At 69.7% G+C, this 14,933-nt stretch carries 14 protein-coding genes and 1 tRNA gene; 14 read left to right on the forward strand and 1 reads right to left on the reverse strand.

The window, feature by feature from the left end:
- Nucleotides 1-127: 127 nt before the first annotated feature.
- From GPZ80_RS19125 to GPZ80_RS19135, 3 genes are read left to right on the forward strand one after another with little or no spacing between them, the layout of a single operon-like run.
- Nucleotides 128-1,483 carry a DUF2252 domain-containing protein gene (locus GPZ80_RS19125; protein ID WP_187221888.1) on the forward strand — a complete coding sequence of 452 codons (1,356 nt, stop codon included), beginning with the start codon at nt 128-130 and terminating at the stop codon, nt 1,481-1,483.
- A complete protein-coding gene (locus tag GPZ80_RS19130) occupies nt 1,476-3,029 on the forward strand; it encodes an N-6 DNA methylase family protein (protein ID WP_187221889.1) in 1,554 nt (517 codons plus the stop codon). Before GPZ80_RS19125 ends, GPZ80_RS19130 begins: the two co-directional genes overlap by 8 nt.
- A 44-nt stretch (nt 3,030-3,073) precedes the next feature.
- Entirely contained in the window at nt 3,074-3,373 is a 300-nt protein-coding gene (locus tag GPZ80_RS19135; RefSeq protein ID WP_187221891.1) for a YiaA/YiaB family inner membrane protein, read from the forward strand.
- Nucleotides 3,374-3,428: 55 nt separating this feature from the next.
- Here GPZ80_RS19135 and GPZ80_RS19140 read toward each other — a convergent pair.
- Nucleotides 3,429-3,501, reverse strand: a tRNA-Gly gene (locus tag GPZ80_RS19140).
- A gap of 261 nt (nt 3,502-3,762) precedes the next feature.
- On the opposite strand from GPZ80_RS19140, the gene GPZ80_RS19145 reads away from it, so the two are divergent.
- The 11 genes from GPZ80_RS19145 (at nt 3,763) to GPZ80_RS19195 (ending at nt 14,897) form a co-directional block, all read left to right on the forward strand.
- Nucleotides 3,763-5,412, forward strand: coding sequence for a sigma-70 family RNA polymerase sigma factor (locus GPZ80_RS19145; protein ID WP_187221894.1), 1,650 nt, complete (start codon nt 3,763-3,765; stop codon nt 5,410-5,412).
- A 146-nt stretch (nt 5,413-5,558) separates the two neighbouring features.
- Nucleotides 5,559-5,996: a DUF983 domain-containing protein gene (locus tag GPZ80_RS19150; RefSeq protein WP_187221895.1), complete on the forward strand. Its 438-nt coding sequence runs from the start codon at nt 5,559-5,561 to the stop codon at nt 5,994-5,996.
- Between the two features lie 31 nt (nt 5,997-6,027).
- Nucleotides 6,028-6,891: an Fpg/Nei family DNA glycosylase gene (locus tag GPZ80_RS19155; protein ID WP_187221898.1), complete on the forward strand. Its 864-nt coding sequence runs from the start codon at nt 6,028-6,030 to the stop codon at nt 6,889-6,891.
- A 38-nt stretch (nt 6,892-6,929) separates the two neighbouring features.
- Nucleotides 6,930-8,228, forward strand: a complete 1,299-nt coding sequence (locus tag GPZ80_RS19160; RefSeq protein ID WP_187221900.1) for a GAF domain-containing sensor histidine kinase — start codon at nt 6,930-6,932, stop codon at nt 8,226-8,228.
- 56 nt (nt 8,229-8,284) lie between these two features.
- Entirely contained in the window at nt 8,285-8,806 is a 522-nt protein-coding gene (locus GPZ80_RS19165; RefSeq protein ID WP_187221902.1) for a hypothetical protein, read from the forward strand.
- A gap of 34 nt (nt 8,807-8,840) precedes the next feature.
- Complete coding sequence (locus GPZ80_RS19170; protein ID WP_187221903.1) at nt 8,841-9,704, forward strand: S49 family peptidase; 864 nt, start codon at nt 8,841-8,843, stop codon at nt 9,702-9,704.
- Between the two features lie 92 nt (nt 9,705-9,796).
- On the forward strand, nt 9,797-10,621 hold the full coding sequence (locus tag GPZ80_RS19175; RefSeq protein ID WP_091383721.1) for a LytR/AlgR family response regulator transcription factor: 825 nt from the start codon (nt 9,797-9,799) through the stop codon (nt 10,619-10,621).
- Nucleotides 10,618-11,025 carry a hypothetical protein gene (locus tag GPZ80_RS19180; protein ID WP_187221905.1) on the forward strand — a complete coding sequence of 136 codons (408 nt, stop codon included), beginning with the start codon at nt 10,618-10,620 and terminating at the stop codon, nt 11,023-11,025. Before GPZ80_RS19175 ends, GPZ80_RS19180 begins: the two co-directional genes overlap by 4 nt.
- A 30-nt stretch (nt 11,026-11,055) precedes the next feature.
- The gene (locus GPZ80_RS19185) at nt 11,056-12,846 is read left to right on the forward strand and encodes a sodium/solute symporter (RefSeq protein ID WP_187221907.1); all 1,791 of its coding nucleotides are present in this window, start codon (nt 11,056-11,058) and stop codon (nt 12,844-12,846) included.
- A 69-nt stretch (nt 12,847-12,915) separates the two neighbouring features.
- On the forward strand, nt 12,916-13,314 hold the full coding sequence (locus GPZ80_RS19190) for a DUF485 domain-containing protein (RefSeq protein WP_187221909.1): 399 nt from the start codon (nt 12,916-12,918) through the stop codon (nt 13,312-13,314).
- Nucleotides 13,311-14,897 (forward strand): monocarboxylic acid transporter, encoded by a 1,587-nt coding sequence (locus GPZ80_RS19195; RefSeq protein ID WP_187221911.1) that lies wholly within the window; start codon nt 13,311-13,313, stop codon nt 14,895-14,897. Before GPZ80_RS19190 ends, GPZ80_RS19195 begins: the two co-directional genes overlap by 4 nt.
- Nucleotides 14,898-14,933 lie beyond the last annotated feature (36 nt).

The raw sequence follows: 14,933 nt of genomic DNA on the forward strand, positions 1-14,933 counted from the left end.
GCGGGTGGGCACCGATGGGTTCATTCCCGCTGGAATCAAGGGCGATCTGAGGCCGAGTTCGGCACGTGACACCGGGACTCCATCGCGGACCCGCCCCAGAGCCCCTCTCAGGGCGCATGATGGCGGCATGGATGAGAGATCGTTCGGCCGTTGGGTGGAGCCTGAGGTGGTGTTCGCCCAAGGGCGGGCGCTGCGGGACGGCTGTCCACCTCGGGCGCACCGTGAGGTCGTGCTCGCGGACACGCGACCGAGCGTCGCCGGGTTTGTCGAGGCGAGCAACGACGGGCGGTTGGCCGACCTCGTGCCGCTGCGGGTCGGGCGGATGATGGCGTCGCCCTTCGCCTTCTTTCGGGGCAGTGCCGGGCTGATGGCGGGCGACCTCGCCGCCGGCGCGCGCAGTGGGTTGGTGGCGCAGCTGTGTGGGGACGCTCATGCGGCGAACTTTGGGCTCTATGGGACGTCCGACGGGCAGATCGTCATGGACATCAACGACTTCGACGAGACCCTGCCCGGGCCGTGGGAGTGGGACCTCAAGCGCCTGGCCACCAGTCTGGTCCTCGCCGGGCGGGAGGGCGGGGTGTCCGAGAAGGGATGTCTGGACGCTGCCGAGGACGTGGTGAGGTCCTACCGGCTGACCATCGATCACCTGGCCAAGCAGCCGTTCCTCGAATCCTGGACGGCGCTGGGTGACGAGTCCGTGCTGAACCACGTCAAGGCCGAGGAACTGCTCGACGACTTCGCCAAGGCCGCCAAGAAGGCGCGGAAGAACACCAGTGCCAAGGTGGCCGCGCGGTGGACTCAGCGGGGCGCCGACGAGCGGTGGCGGTTCGTCACCGAGCCGCCGGTGATGACCAACGTGGATGACGAGACCGCGGCGGCCGTGACCGACGCGTTGGAGTCCTATGTGGACACGCTGCGGGAGTCGCGGCGGAACTTGATCTCGCGCTACGCGGTGTCCGATGTGGCCTTCCGGGTGGTCGGGACCGGCAGTGTCGGGCTGCGCAACTATCTCGTCCTGCTGCACGGCAACGGTGACGAAGCCCTTGTCCTGCAAGTGAAAGAGGCCCGCCCCTCAGCCTTGGGCGCGCACCTGGGCATCGGCCCGGCCAAGCACGAGGGCGAGCGGATCGTGCACGGCGCGCGGATGGTGCAGGCCGAGTCGGACATGCTGCTGGGCTGGACGTCCGTGCACGGCCGCGACTACATCGTCCGCCAGTTCCGCAACCGCAAGGGCGAGATCGACGCCACCACCCTCGACGGCGACCACCTCGACGACTACGGCCGCTTCGCAGGCGCCCTGCTCGCCCGGGCGCACACCCGCTCGATCGATCCCCGGCTGCTCGCCGGCTACCTCGGCGGCGACCTGGACAAGGCGTTCGCCGCCTACGCCGTGGACTACGCCGACCAGACCGAGGCCGACCACGCCGACCTGGTGAAGGCCGTGCGCGCCGGCGTTCTCACGGCGGCGGCCGAGGATGGCTGACCTGCGCAAACGGCACGGCGTCCACTACACGCCGGTCGCGCTCGCCTCCTTCCTCGCCGAACGGGTCGCCCGGCAGACCGGTGAGCGGGCGCTCCGGGTGCTCGACCCGGCCTGCGGCGACGGTGAGCTGTTGGCCGCGTTCGCCAAGCTCGTCCCCGACGCCGAACTCGTCGGCTTCGACCTCGACCCGGACGCGGTCGACGCCGCCCGGGCCCGGCTGCCCGACGCGGTGATCGAGCCGGGGGACTTCACCGTCGAGGGCGCCGCGCTGCCCGCCGGGTCGTTCGACGTGGTGATCACCAACCCGCCCTACGTCCGCACCCAGGTCCTCGGCGCGGCGGCGGCCGAGCTGTCGGCGCGGTTCGGGCTGCGCGGCCGCATCGACCTCACGCACCCGTTCGTCGCGTCGGTTCCCCGGCTGCTCGCCGATGGCGGCGTGCTCGGCCTGCTCTGCTCGAACCGCTTCCTCACCACCAAGGCGGGCGCCAACGTCCGCGAGTTGCTGACCGGCGAACTCGACGTCCGGGAGGTGTTCGACCTGGGCGACACCCGGCTGTTCGAGGCGGCCGTGCTGCCCGCCGTCGTCGTGGCGGTCAAGGGCCCGCCCGCCGGGGCGGCCTGGTTCGCCAGCGTCTACGAGTCCGACGTGGCGTCCCCCGACGGCGACCTGTTCACCGCGCTGACCAAGGACACCGCGTCCCGGCTCAGCGTCGGCGCCCGTTCGTTCCAAGTGGACGTCGGCACCCTCGCGCACGGTGGCGGCCATCCCTGGCGGCTGAGCACGCCGGAGCGTGAGCGGCGGCTGACCCGCGTCGCCGACCGCACCTGGCACACCCTCGGCGACCTCGCCCGGGTCCGGGTGGGCATCAAGACCACGGCCGACCCGGTCTTCATCCGTGAGGACTGGGCCGACGTCGAGCCCGACCTGCTGCGCCCGCTGCTGACCCACGAGGACCTCAGCGCGTGGACACCGCCGCGCGCGGCCCGGCGGCGCGTCCTCTATCCCTACCTCGACCAGCCCAGGCGCCAGGTCATCCGGCTGGAGGACTATCCGCGCGCCGCCGCGTACCTGCGCGGCCACCGCGAGCGGCTGCAGGCCCGCCGGTACCTGATCGACGCGGGCCGGGAGTGGTTCGAGATCTGGGTGCCGCAGCGGCCCGCGCTCTGGCGCGAGCCCAAGATCGTGTTCCCGGACATCAGCCCCGAGCCCCGGTTCGCCATCGACCGTTCCGGCTCGGTGGTCAACGGTGACTGCTACTGGATCGCCGTGCCGGAACTCGGTGAGGACGTGGCGCACCTGGTGGTCGGCGTCGCCAACTCCGGGTTCGGCACCCGGTTCTACGACGAGGTCTGCGGCAATCGGCTCTACGCGGGCAGGCGTCGCTGGATCACCCAGTACGTCGCGCGGCTGCCGCTTCCGGACCCGGCGACGCCCGCCGCCCGCGAGGTCATCGCCCTCGCCCGGCTGCTGACGGCGGACCTGGACCGCGCGCTGCTGCCCCGGCTCGAAGCCGCGGTGCGGGCCGCCTTTGGCGAAGTCGAGTAGTACTACCGATGTGCCGGGGGTCACTCACACGCGATCTTGTGGACATGACCGCCGACGCCAAGACCCCGAGCTCCCCGACGACAGCCGCGTTCTTCGCCCAGGCCGCCGTCTCGTTCGCCATCGCCCTGGTCGCCCTGACCATCGGGATCGCCGTGCTCCCGGTGGACCCGTGGGTGCGCGCGTTCCTCGCCGTGGGCGCCCTCTACACCGTGACCTCGGCTTTCACCCTGGCCAAGGTCGTCCGCGACCGCCAGGAGGACACCACCGTCGCCCGTAGGGTCGAGCGCGCGCGGGTGGAGAAGCTGCTGTCCGAGCACGACCCGTTCGCACCCAACGCCCTGTAGTCGCGGAGACAGCGAAGAGGCCCGCATCCTGGGGATACGGGCCTCTTCGGCTACGAGCGGACGACGAGATTCGAACTCGCGACCCTCACCTTGGCAAGGTGATGCGCTACCAGCTGCGCCACGTCCGCGTGGTGCTGGACCACTATATCGGATCGCTGGGTGGCTGTGGACGGGTGGGTCGGTCCCATCCGAGTCCCGGATGGGACCCGGATGAACCCCGGGATGAGCCGCAGACGCGTCCCCGCATTCGGTGGTCACGATTGACCCATTTGGCCGACGCCGACTGAAGGGTTCCCATTAACGTTATTCACGTTTATCGACCGTAAGACAGCGTCATGTGGCATCTTTGGACACATTGTCACGGCGGCCAGGAGGAGGTACCGGGCCGGATGACCGGGATTCACCGGCCTGCGATCGGCGGGCGTCGCGACCAAGTCGAGGACCTGGACTTGTCCCAAGACCACGCCCATGCCGAGGACCAAGCCCTCTTGCAGCGCCTGCGTGCCGGTGAGGACGCCGCGTTCGGGGAGCTGTTCTCCCGCCACTGCGACGCCGTCCGCAGGCTCGCGCTCGGCCTCGCCGCCGACCGCGCCGAAGCCGAGGACCTCACCGCCGAGGCCTTCTTCCGGGTGCTGCAGGCGATCCGCCGCGGGTCCGGCCCCACCGAGAACGTGCGCGGCTACCTGCTGATCGTCGCCCGCCGAGTCGCCTGGGAGTGGAACGGCCGCAGGCGCGACGTGCCGATCTCCGACGAGGAGCTCAACCACCGCGTCGGCGCCGACCCGGACCGGACCAACCAGTCCACCGAGCGCAACCTGATCACCCGCGCGTTCACCAGCCTTCCGGAGCGCTGGCGCAGCGTGCTGTGGGAGGTCGAGGTCGAGGGCGCCCGCCCGGCGGTCGTCGCCGTCAACTTCGGCCTGAGCCCCAACGCCACCGCCGCCCTCGCCCGCCGGGCCCGCCAGGGTCTGCGCGCCGCCTACCTGCAGGCCCACCTCGCGATCGACCGCGGCTCGACCGGGTGCCGGTCGGTCCTGGAGAAGCTCGGCGCGTACACCGCGGGCACGATCAAGGGCGTCGAGCGCCGCAAGGTCCGCGCCCACCTGGCCACCTGCCCGTCCTGCACGGCGATGTTCGCCGAGTTGCAGGACGTCTGCTCCGGCCTGCGCGCGCACGCCGCCGTCCTCGCCGCCCCGGTCGCCGGGGTGGCGCTCTGGCAGCAGATGGGCACCGCGGCCTCCTCCGCCGCGGGCTGGACGGTCAAGGGCCTGCTGGCCAACGCCAAGGTGCAGGTCGCACTGGCCGCGTCGTCGGCAGCCGCGGTCGGGGCCTTCGGCTTCGTCATGGTCGCCATGGGCGGTTCGAGCACCACAAACTCCGCCTTCGACGACCTCGACGGGCGCCCACTGCCCGACGTCGTCATCACCGATACGCGCGACGCCACGGCGGCGCCGAAGCCCCCGCAGCAGCCCGCCAAGGACTCGACCAAGGCCGCGACGCACGAGCCGGGCACGCCCAGGCAGGCCGCGATCCAGGAGCGGCAGCCCGTCAACGCGGGGGCGGCCGCCACGCAGAACCCGGACGCGCCCGCCGTGCTGCGGACCGACGAGCCGCAACCGGCCGCGGAAGAAGGCATCGAGCCGAAGATGGCCTCGGAGCCCTATGACGAGAGCCAGCCGGTCGTCTACGAGCGGTCGACCTTCGAGCGCAAGTGGGCGGTCTACGACCAGTACGACATCGTCAACGAGCGCACAACCACGACGAGGGTCAACGCCGCCGAGCAGACGACCGTGGTGACCAAGACGACGGAGTACACCGTCTACCGGACACCGACGGCCACGGGCGACCCGCGCGCGGCGATCATGACCTCGCCGCCCCCGGGCGACGGGACCGCGCCGGAGCAGACCACGCCGGAGGAGACCCAGCCCGCGGAGACCCAGCCCGCGGAGACCAAGCCTCCGCAGGAGCCGGTCTCGACCAAGCCCGAGCCGACGTCGACGACGGCCGATCCCAAGCCGTCGATGATCACCGCCAGTTGATCATCGCCTGGCCCGGTGGGACAATTCGGTCAGGTGATTCCTCGCGGGATCGATTCACCCGTTGAGTCCACTGATGACGCGGTAACGTGTCTCTCGGTGTAGTGACTGAATGTGGTGGCCCGGTTACCAACGCCGAGAGGCAGGACATGACGCGCCAGGTTCGCGACGTGAACGGCAGGCTGTGGACGGTGCACGGCACGCTGGAATGGCGTACCCCGGCAACTGAGGACGACTTCGAGCACGATGTCGCCGCGGGGTACGTGCCGGGGATCGTGATGATCATCTTAATCGCCGTGCTCGGGATCGTGCTGGTCTCCTGGATGCCGGGCGATGTCGTCGTGCCCGGCTGGGTGATCCTGCTGCTGCTCATGATCGCGCTGTTCTTCCCGGTCCGCTGGGCGCTGCGCAGGCCGTGGAAGCTCGTCGCCGAGACCGGCGACGACGGCGACGGTGAGCCAGTGGAGAAGTGGATCGGGACGGTCCGCGGCTACTTCACCGCCCGCGGCGAGATCGCCAAGGTGGCCAAGAGCATCACCCAGGACACCCAGCCCAGCTACGAGGGCGTCCTCAAGCCTCAGGCATGACAGGACCGCGGTTACCGGCAAGACTGGTGCCGTGCCGGAACTGCCCGAGGTCGAGGCCCTAGCCCACCATCTGCGCGAGCACGCGGTCGGCCGCACGGTCGCCCGCGTCGACGTGGCGTCCCTGAGCGTGCTCAAGACCGTGAGCCCGCCATGGACCGCGCTGCACGGCCGAGAGGTCACCGCGGCGGGGCGCCATGGCAAGTACCTCGATCTCGACTGCGACGGGCTGCACCTGGTCACCCACCTCGCCCGCGCGGGGTGGATGCGCTGGGCGGACACCATGTCGGCCGCGCCGCCGCGTCCCGGCAAGGGCCCGCTGGCGCTGCGCGTGCACCTCGGACCGCCAGGGCAGGGGCCCGGGTTCGACCTCACCGAGGCGGGCACGAAGAAGGGCCTCGCGGTGTGGATTGTCGAGGACCCGGCGTCGATCGAGCAGATCTCGACGCTCGGCCCGGACGCCATGGCGCTGACCCGCGACGAGTTCGCCGAGTTGCTGTCGGACCGCGGTGAGCGGCTGAAGACGGTCCTGACCAGCCAGCGGGTGATCGCGGGCATCGGCAACGCCTACTCCGACGAGATCATGCACGTGGCCAAGCTGTCGCCGTTCGCCACGCCCGCCCGGCTCGACGACGACGCGGTCGACACGCTGTACGCGGCGATGCGCTCGGTGCTGACCGACGCCGTCGACCGCTCGGTCGGCCAGGACGCCGCCCGGCTCAAGGGTGAGAAGCGCTCTGGCCTGCGGGTTCACGCCAGGACCGGCCTGCCGTGCCCGGTCTGTGGGGATACGGTCCGAGAAGTGTCGTTCGCCGACAAGTCGTTCCAGTACTGCGCGACCTGCCAGACCGGCGGCAAGCCGCTCGCTGATCGCAGGATGTCTCGACTGCTCAAGTAGCCTTGCCACACCTTCGGTGGAACAGGGAGCATTGACCGGTGGCCCAGCTGCTGACCGAGCGCGCGTTCGTCGGTGTGCTCGCGACGCTTCTCGTGCTCGGCCTGTTCGTGGTCTTGTGCCGACCCCGCAAGTCCGGCTCCGTGCACGACGCCGTCCTGGACGCGGTCCAGCGGCTGTCGAAGGCGGCGCCCGAGCTGCGCAACGGCCTCACCGAACAGGCCGCCGACGAGGCGACCAAACACCTGCTCGAGATGCTCAAGTGCGTCGCCATCGGCATCTCCGACGCCGAGGGCAGGCTGCTGTCCTGGGACGGCGCCGCCAACGAGCACTACGTGGACCTGGCCGAGCCGACGGTCGAGGCCGTCCGGCGCAGCCAGCGCGCCCACATCCAGCACGAGAACCTGCAGTGCCGCCACCGCGGCAGCTGCCCGATGCGCACCGCGGTGATCGTGCCGCTGATCATCGACGGCCAGGTCGAGGGCGCCCTGATCGTCGTCGGGGGCGTCGACAGCAAGCGGTTGATCCGCGCCGCCGACGAGGTCGCCACGTTCCTCTGCATCCAGCTGGAACTGGCCAAGCTCGACGAGTCGAAGCAGCAGCTGGCCCGAGCCGAGATCCGGGCGCTGCGCGCGCAGATCTCGCCGCACTTCATCTACAACACGCTCAACACCATCTCGTCGCTGATCCGCACCGACCCGGAGCACGCGCGTGAGCTGCTGCAGGACTTCGCGGACTTCACCCGGTACTCGTTCCGCTCGTCCGGCCTGTTCGCGACCCTGGCCGACGAGCTGAGCAACATCGACCGGTACCTGACCATCGAGTGCGCCCGCTACAAGGAACGGCTCAACGTCCGCCTGCGGATCGCGCCGGAGGTGCAGTCGGTGGTGGTGCCGTTCCTGGTGCTGCAACCGCTCGTGGAGAACGCGGTGCGGCACGGCATCGCGAAGAAGCCCGGCGGTGGAACGGTCAGCGTGTTCGCCCACGACAACGGCTCGGAGGCGCTGATCGTCATCGAGGACGACGGCGTGGGCATGGACGCCGACCGGCTCTTCGAGGACCTCAGGGACGCGCACAAGACCGGCTCACACGTCGGCGTCGGCAACATCAACCAGCGGATGCGCCAGGTATTCGGCGACGAGTACGCGCTGATGGTGGAGACGGCGCCGAACGCGGGGATGAAGATCACCCTGCGGGTGCCGAAGTACTTCCCGGGGGTGCGGCCGGATCTGCCGGACTTCAGCGAGGACTCCGAGGAGATGGACGGCCCGGGCGGTCCGCCCCAGCCGCTTCCGGTGGCCGCGGTCCCGCCTGTCCCGACCCTTCATCCCGGTGCCTGACCGACGGTGCGTGCGGCGCGATGGGTGAGCGGCGGGTCGTCGCCTGGCCGATCGGCGTGGTCCCGGTGGTCTTTCTCCTTCTCAGCGCCTGGTTGATGGTGTCGGTGTCGCACGTGCTCGGCTTCTCGCCGAGTGACAGGACCCGCGATGTCGGCGTGGCACAGATCATCTCCTGTGAACGGACTCCGCTTCGCCTGTGGCTCATCCACCACTGCGAGGCCGAAATCCGCTGGGAACGCAAGGTGCCGGCGGACGAAACTGCCGAAGCCGTCCGGACGCGGGTGACCTCCACACGTGATCTTGAGGGCCAGGTGCCGGTCATCGAGCGGATCGAGCGGACCGGAAGGTCCGCCGACTGGACCGTCGTGCCCCTGGACCACCCGGTCAACAACAACGACGGCCTGATCTTCGTCCTCCTGCTGTTCGTCCTGGGCGCGGGCGTGGCAGGCGTTTTCGTGGGCCTGAAAATCGCTCACAGGCTGCCTGAGCCCCCAGACCGCGGACGGCTCACCCTGCGGATGGCGGCCCTGGACGAGCGCGGTCAGCCGCGTCGGTCGAGGCGGCGTCGACGCCGTTAGGACGGCCTCAGCTTTCCGAACGTATCTTGGGCCTATGAGTGTGACCGACAGGCTGGCAGCGAAACTTCCGCGCATCGGCGACCGAGGTGACCGTTCGCCGGTCGTCTCCGTGATCAAGCTCCACGGGGTCATCACCCCCACGCCGTCTCCGCTGGCCCGCGGCACCATCAACATCAACACCGTCGAGTCGGCGCTGACCAGGGCCTTCGACCACGACCGGCTCTCCGCTGTGGCACTGGCGATCAACTCGCCGGGTGGCGCGCCCACCCAGTCCGCCCTGGTGGCCGAGCGGATCCGGGAGCTCGCGGACAAGAAGAGCGTTCCCGTGCTCGCCTTCTGCGAGGACGTGGCCGCGTCCGGCGGCTACTGGCTGGCCTGCGCGGGCGACGAGATCTTCGCCCACCGGTCGTCGCTGGTCGGGTCGATCGGCGTCGTGTCGGCGGGTTTCGGCCTGGCCGGGCTGCTGGAGCGGTTCGGGGTGGAGCGGCGGGTGCACACGGCGGGGACGCGCAAGGTGCGGCTCGACCCGTTCCAGCCGGAGAACCCCGAAGACGTGGTGTGGCTCAAGAGCCTGCAGTCGCAGCTGCACGACCAGTTCGTCGGCTGGGTCAAAGAGCGGCGCGGCGACAAGCTGACCGGCGCTGAGGAAGACCTGTTCTCCGGTGAGGTGTGGACCGGCGGCAAGGCGCTGGAGCTCGGGCTGGTCGACGGTGTGGGCTCGCTGCGGGCGGTCATCACCGAGCGGTACCCGGACGCGGAGATCTCCGTCGCCGAGCCGAAGCGTCCGCTGCTCGCTCGGCTGGGTATGGCCGGCTCGACGATGTCAACGTCCGATCGGGTACTCGCCGCGATGGAAGCGATGGAAACGCGGGCGATTTGGTCACGCTTCGGGTTGTAAATGCCCACTGAATCGACGCTCGGTCACCGAAATTCACCCGGTGGACTGGCCTGTGGATTGACCATGGACAGGTGCCCGACGCGGTGGGCAAGATGCTGCTCACAGTGAGTACTACAAACAACACCTCAGGGCTCGTCGTCCTGGCCGTCGACGACGAGCAGGACGGCATGGCCATGCTCGAGGAGCGCCTCGAGGGCAACCGGCATGTGCGGCGCATCCTCAAGGCGTTCGACGCCACCGAGGCGCTGCAGGTGCTCGCGGGCGACGACACGGAGTTGGCCGCGCGCAAGGAAGCCGGGATGCCGGTGGTCGACGCCGTGTTCGCCGACCTCGACATGCCCGGCCTCACCGGCATGGAGCTGGCGAAGCTGCTCGCAGGCTTCAAACCCGCGCCCGTCCTCGTCTTCGTCACCGCGCACAGCCACGAGGCCGTCGCCGCGTTCGAACTCGGCGCGGTCGACTACCTGCTCAAGCCCGCCGAGCAGCCACGGATGAACAAGGCCATGGAGCGGGTGCTGGCCAAGATCCACCAGAACAGCGCGAACGGCTCCTCGGCCGCGGTCCCCGAGACCCGCGACGACGAGGTGATCCCCGTGGAACTCGCGGGCACCACGAAGCTCGTCTCCCGGGCCACCGTGCGCTGGGTCGAGGCGCAGGGCGACTACGCGCGGCTCTACACCTCCGACGGCTCCCACCTGGTGCGCATCCCGCTGGCGCAGCTGGAGGAACGCTGGGAGAAGGCGGGCTTCGTCCGCATCCACCGCTCCTATTTGGTGCCGCTGGCGCTGATCACCGAGCTGCGCATGGGCGGCTCCGGCTACTCCGTCGTGATCGGCCACGAGGAGAAGATCCTCCCGGTCAGCCGCCGCCACACCCGTGAACTCAAAGACCGCCTCGTGCGGGGCGCCGGGCCGTGAGCAAGCACGCGGCCACCGGTCCCTCCGACGGCGACCTCCCGACTCCCCGGCCCCGCCGCAAGCGGGTCGTCCTCGCGGACTCGCGCGCCCCGGTTACGGTTCTGCGCACGGTCACCGAACTCGAAGAGCAGACGAGCTGGGCCGAGGAAGTCGTCCGCGGCTTCATCCGCACCCAGTTCCGCACCGCCGTCGCGCTCGCGCTGCTCGTGATGCTGCTGTTCGGAAGCCTGCCGCTGCTCTTCTTCCTCATCCCCACGATGTCGCAGGTGAGCGTCGCGGGCGTCGCCCTGCCGTGGGTGCTGCTCGGAATCGCGCCCTTCCCACTGCTGTTCGGCATCGGGTATTGGTACAACGTGCTAGCCGAACGGCATGAGCGCGACTTCGTCGACATGGTCGAGAAGTAGCGCTCCCGGACACGACAGAGACCGGTCGACTTGGAACTGAACGCCTGGGCGATGGCCGGGATCCTGCTCGTCGGTCTCGCCACGTTCTCCATCGGCTTCCGCAGTTCCCGCCTGGCCAACACCACCCAGGACTTCCTCGTCGCCCGCCGCACCGTGCGCTCCCGGCGCAACGCGGCGGCGATCTCCGGTGAGTACCTGTCGGCGGCGTCGTTCCTCGGCATCGCGGGTCTGGTGCTCAAGGACGGCGCCGACGCGCTCTGGTATCCGATCGGCTTCACCGCGGGCTACCTGCTGCTGATGCTGTTCGTCGCCGCGCCGCTGCGCCGGTCGGGGGCGTACACGCTGCCGGACTTCTGCGAGGCCCGGCTCGGGTCGGCCGGGATGCGCAAGCTGGCCGCCGTCTTCGTGATCTTCATCGGCATCCTGTACCTGGTCCCGCAGCTGCAGGGCGCGGGTCTGACGATCCACCAGGTCCTGCCCGGCGCCCCGGTGTGGGTCGGCGCGGCGGTGGTGTCGGGCGTCGTCTTCGTGAACGTCTTCGGCGGCGGCATGCGCGCGATCACCGTCGTGCAGGCGTTCCAGTACTGGCTCAAGCTCTTCGCGATCGCCGCCCCCACCTTCGTGATGGTGGCGCTGTTCTTCGGCGACGGCGGCGTGCGCGGCGCCGGGGTGACCGGGCTGACCGACCCGATGCCGCCGCGGTTCCCGGCCGACGTGGTGATCACCGTCGAGACGCCCGTGGTCCTCACGGTCACCGAGCCGGTCACGCTCACCGCGACCGGCGGCCGGGTCGACGGCGCCCTCGGCGGGCGGGTCTACTGGGGCGCCGGGCAGCACACCGTCGGCGAGGGCACCGAGCTGCGTTTCACCGCCGGGTCACCGGTTCCGGTGGTGCAGGGCGCGCCGCCGGACAACCTGTCCTGGCTGCGGCCGGTGTCCGGGGCGGGCGACCTGTTCACCACGTACTCGCTGATCGTGGCCCTGTTCCTCGGAACGATGGGGCTGCCGCACGTCCTGGTGCGCTTCTACACGAACCCCGACGGTCGCGCCGCGCGTCGCACGACGCTGCACGTGCTCATGCTGCTCGGGCTGTTCTACCTGTTCCCGATCATGCTGGGCGCGCTGTCGCGGCTGTATGTGCCGGAGCTGCTGGTCACGGGCAAGACGGACGCGGCGGTGCTCGCCCTGCCGATGAAGATCGCGCCGGGCCTGCTCGGCGAGATCCTGGGCGCGGTCACGGCCGCGGGCGCGTTCGCGGCGTTCCTGTCGACGTCGTCCGGCCTCGTGGTGAGCGTCGCCGGAGTGCTGTCGACCGACGTGTTCAAGGGCAAGGTCCGTGACTTCCGGTTCGCGACTTTCATCGCTGTGGCCGTGCCGTTCGTGATCGCGTGGTCGCTTCGCCCGACCGATATCACACTGTCAGTCGGCTTGTCGTTCGCGCTCGCCGCGTCGACATTCTGTCCGCTGCTGTTGCTGGGCATCTGGTGGCGCAAGATCACGTGGGTAGGCGCGGCGGCCGGGATGCTCCTCGGGGGCGGATTGGTGCTCGCCGCGCTCGTCGCCAACATCGTCAGCGGGTACACCGGCGGCTGGGCGCCCGCGTTCTTCCAGCAACCCGCATTGGTGACGGTGCCCGCGGCGTTCCTCGCGGTGCTGATCATGAGCAAGGCGACGCAGAGCCAGCTGCCGCTCGACGCCAACCGCATCCGGATGCGCATGCACGCCCCGGACCGTCTCGGATTCATCCGCGACCGCGACATCGCGCGCTTCGGGGCAGCCGAGGACCGCGCCCGGCTGGCCAACGGCAGGCACCGGCGCTGACTCGCTCCTAAATCACTGTAAACCCGTTTGGGTGGTGGGAAGTTCACCCTTTCGAGTCATACCCTGGTCATGCGGGTAGTCGCGCGCGTGCTGCCGTGGGACTGTGTGCCCGCTACGGAGTCGATCACGTGCGGAGGGTCACCGGTGACCAGTTCAGAAGACACCGACTGGATACACATTCAGGACAGCCCGGAGTTCGTCGAACTCAAGCGCAGGCTCCGCCGATTCGTCTTCCCGATGACCCTCGCGTTCCTCGGCTGGTACCTGCTCTACGTGGTCCTCGCGGACTACGCGCACGGCTTCATGGCGACGAAGGTCGTCGGCAACATCAACATCGGCCTGGTCTTCGGCCTGCTCCAGTTCGCCTCGACGTTCCTGATCACGTTCCTCTACGTGCGCCACGCCGACCGAAAGCTCGACCCGCTCGCCGACGAACTCCGCGAGCGGCTGGAAGGTGACCGCCGATGAACTCCAACGCGCTGCTCAACGGCGGGATCTTCGCCGCGTTCGTCGCCGTCACGCTCGTGGTGGTGTTCCGCGCGAGCAAGAACACCCGCACCGCGTCGGACTACTACGCCGCGGGCCGCGCCTTCACCGGCCCGCAGAACGGCATCGCCATCTCCGGCGACTACCTCTCCGCCGCGTCCTTCCTCGGCATCGCGGGCGCGATCGCGCTCTACGGCTACGACGGCTTCCTCTACTCGATCGGGTTCCTCGTCGCCTGGCTGGTGGCGCTGCTGCTGGTCGCGGAACTGCTGCGCAACACCGGCAAGTACACGATGGGCGACGTCCTGAGCTACCGGATGCGCCAGCGCCCGGTGCGCGCGGCGGCGGCGACCTCGACGCTGGCGGTCTCGTTCTTCTACCTGCTCGCGCAGATGGCAGGCGCGGGCGGTCTGGTAGCCCTGCTGCTCGGCATCGAGAGCAAGGTCGGCCAGGCCGTCGTCATCGCTATCGTGGGCGCGCTGATGATCCTCTACGTGCTCATCGGCGGCATGAAAGGCACCACCTGGGTGCAGATCATCAAAGCCGTGCTGCTGATCTCGGGCGCGGCCGTGATGACGGTGTGGGTGCTCGCCAAGTACGGGATGAACCTGTCAACCCTGCTCGGCGCCGCTGTGGACAACAGCCCCGCCGCGGGGGAGAAGGTGCTCAGCCCCGGCCTTCAGTACGGCGCGACCGAGATCAGCAGGCTCGACTTCCTGTCGCTGGCGATCGCGCTCGTCCTCGGCACCGCGGGCCTACCGCACATCCTGATGCGCTTCTACACCGTGCCCTCGGCGAAGGAAGCCCGCCGCTCGGTGGTCTGGGCGATCGTCCTGATCGGCGTCTTCTACCTGTTCACCCTGGTCCTCGGCTACGGTGCCGCCGCGCTCGTCGGGCCGGAGGCGATCAAGAACGCGCCAGGGAAGGTCAACTCCGCCGCGCCGCTGCTGGCCGAGGCCCTCGGCGGGCCGATTCTGCTCGGGTTCATCGCCGCGGTCGCGTTCGCCACGATCCTGGCCGTCGTCGCCGGGCTGACGATCACCGCGTCCGCGTCGTTCGCGCACGACATCTACGCCAACGTCATCAAACGCGGCGCGGCCGACGACAAGGACCAGGAGGTGCGGGTCGCCCGGATCACCGCCGTGGTGATCGGCGCGGTCGCCATCGTCGGCGGCATCGTGGCCAACGGGCAGAACATCGCGTTCCTCGTCGCGCTCGCCTTCGCCGTGGCCGCGTCGGCGAACCTGCCGACCATCCTGTACTCGCTGTTCTGGAAACAGTTCAACACCTCGGGCGCGCTGTGGAGCATCTATGGCGGGCTTGGTGTCTGCGTGACGCTGATCGTGTTCTCGCCCGCGGTCTCGGGCAAGGCGACCTCGATGTTCCCGAACGCCGACTTCGACTACTTCCCGCTGGCCAACCCCGGCCTGGTGTCGATCCCCGTGTCGTTCTTCCTCGGCTGGCTGGGCACGGTGCTGTCGGGCGAGCGCGACGACGCCAAGTTCGCCCAGATGGAGGTCCGGGCCCTGACCGGAATCGACTCCGAGAAAGCGAGCGCGCACTAGTTGTACTGACCACGGAGGTTGGGTGCGGGGCGACAC

Source organism: Actinokineospora xionganensis, assembly GCF_014323725.1.
In the GTDB taxonomy this organism is placed as follows: Bacteria; Actinomycetota; Actinomycetes; order Mycobacteriales; family Pseudonocardiaceae; genus Actinokineospora; species Actinokineospora xionganensis.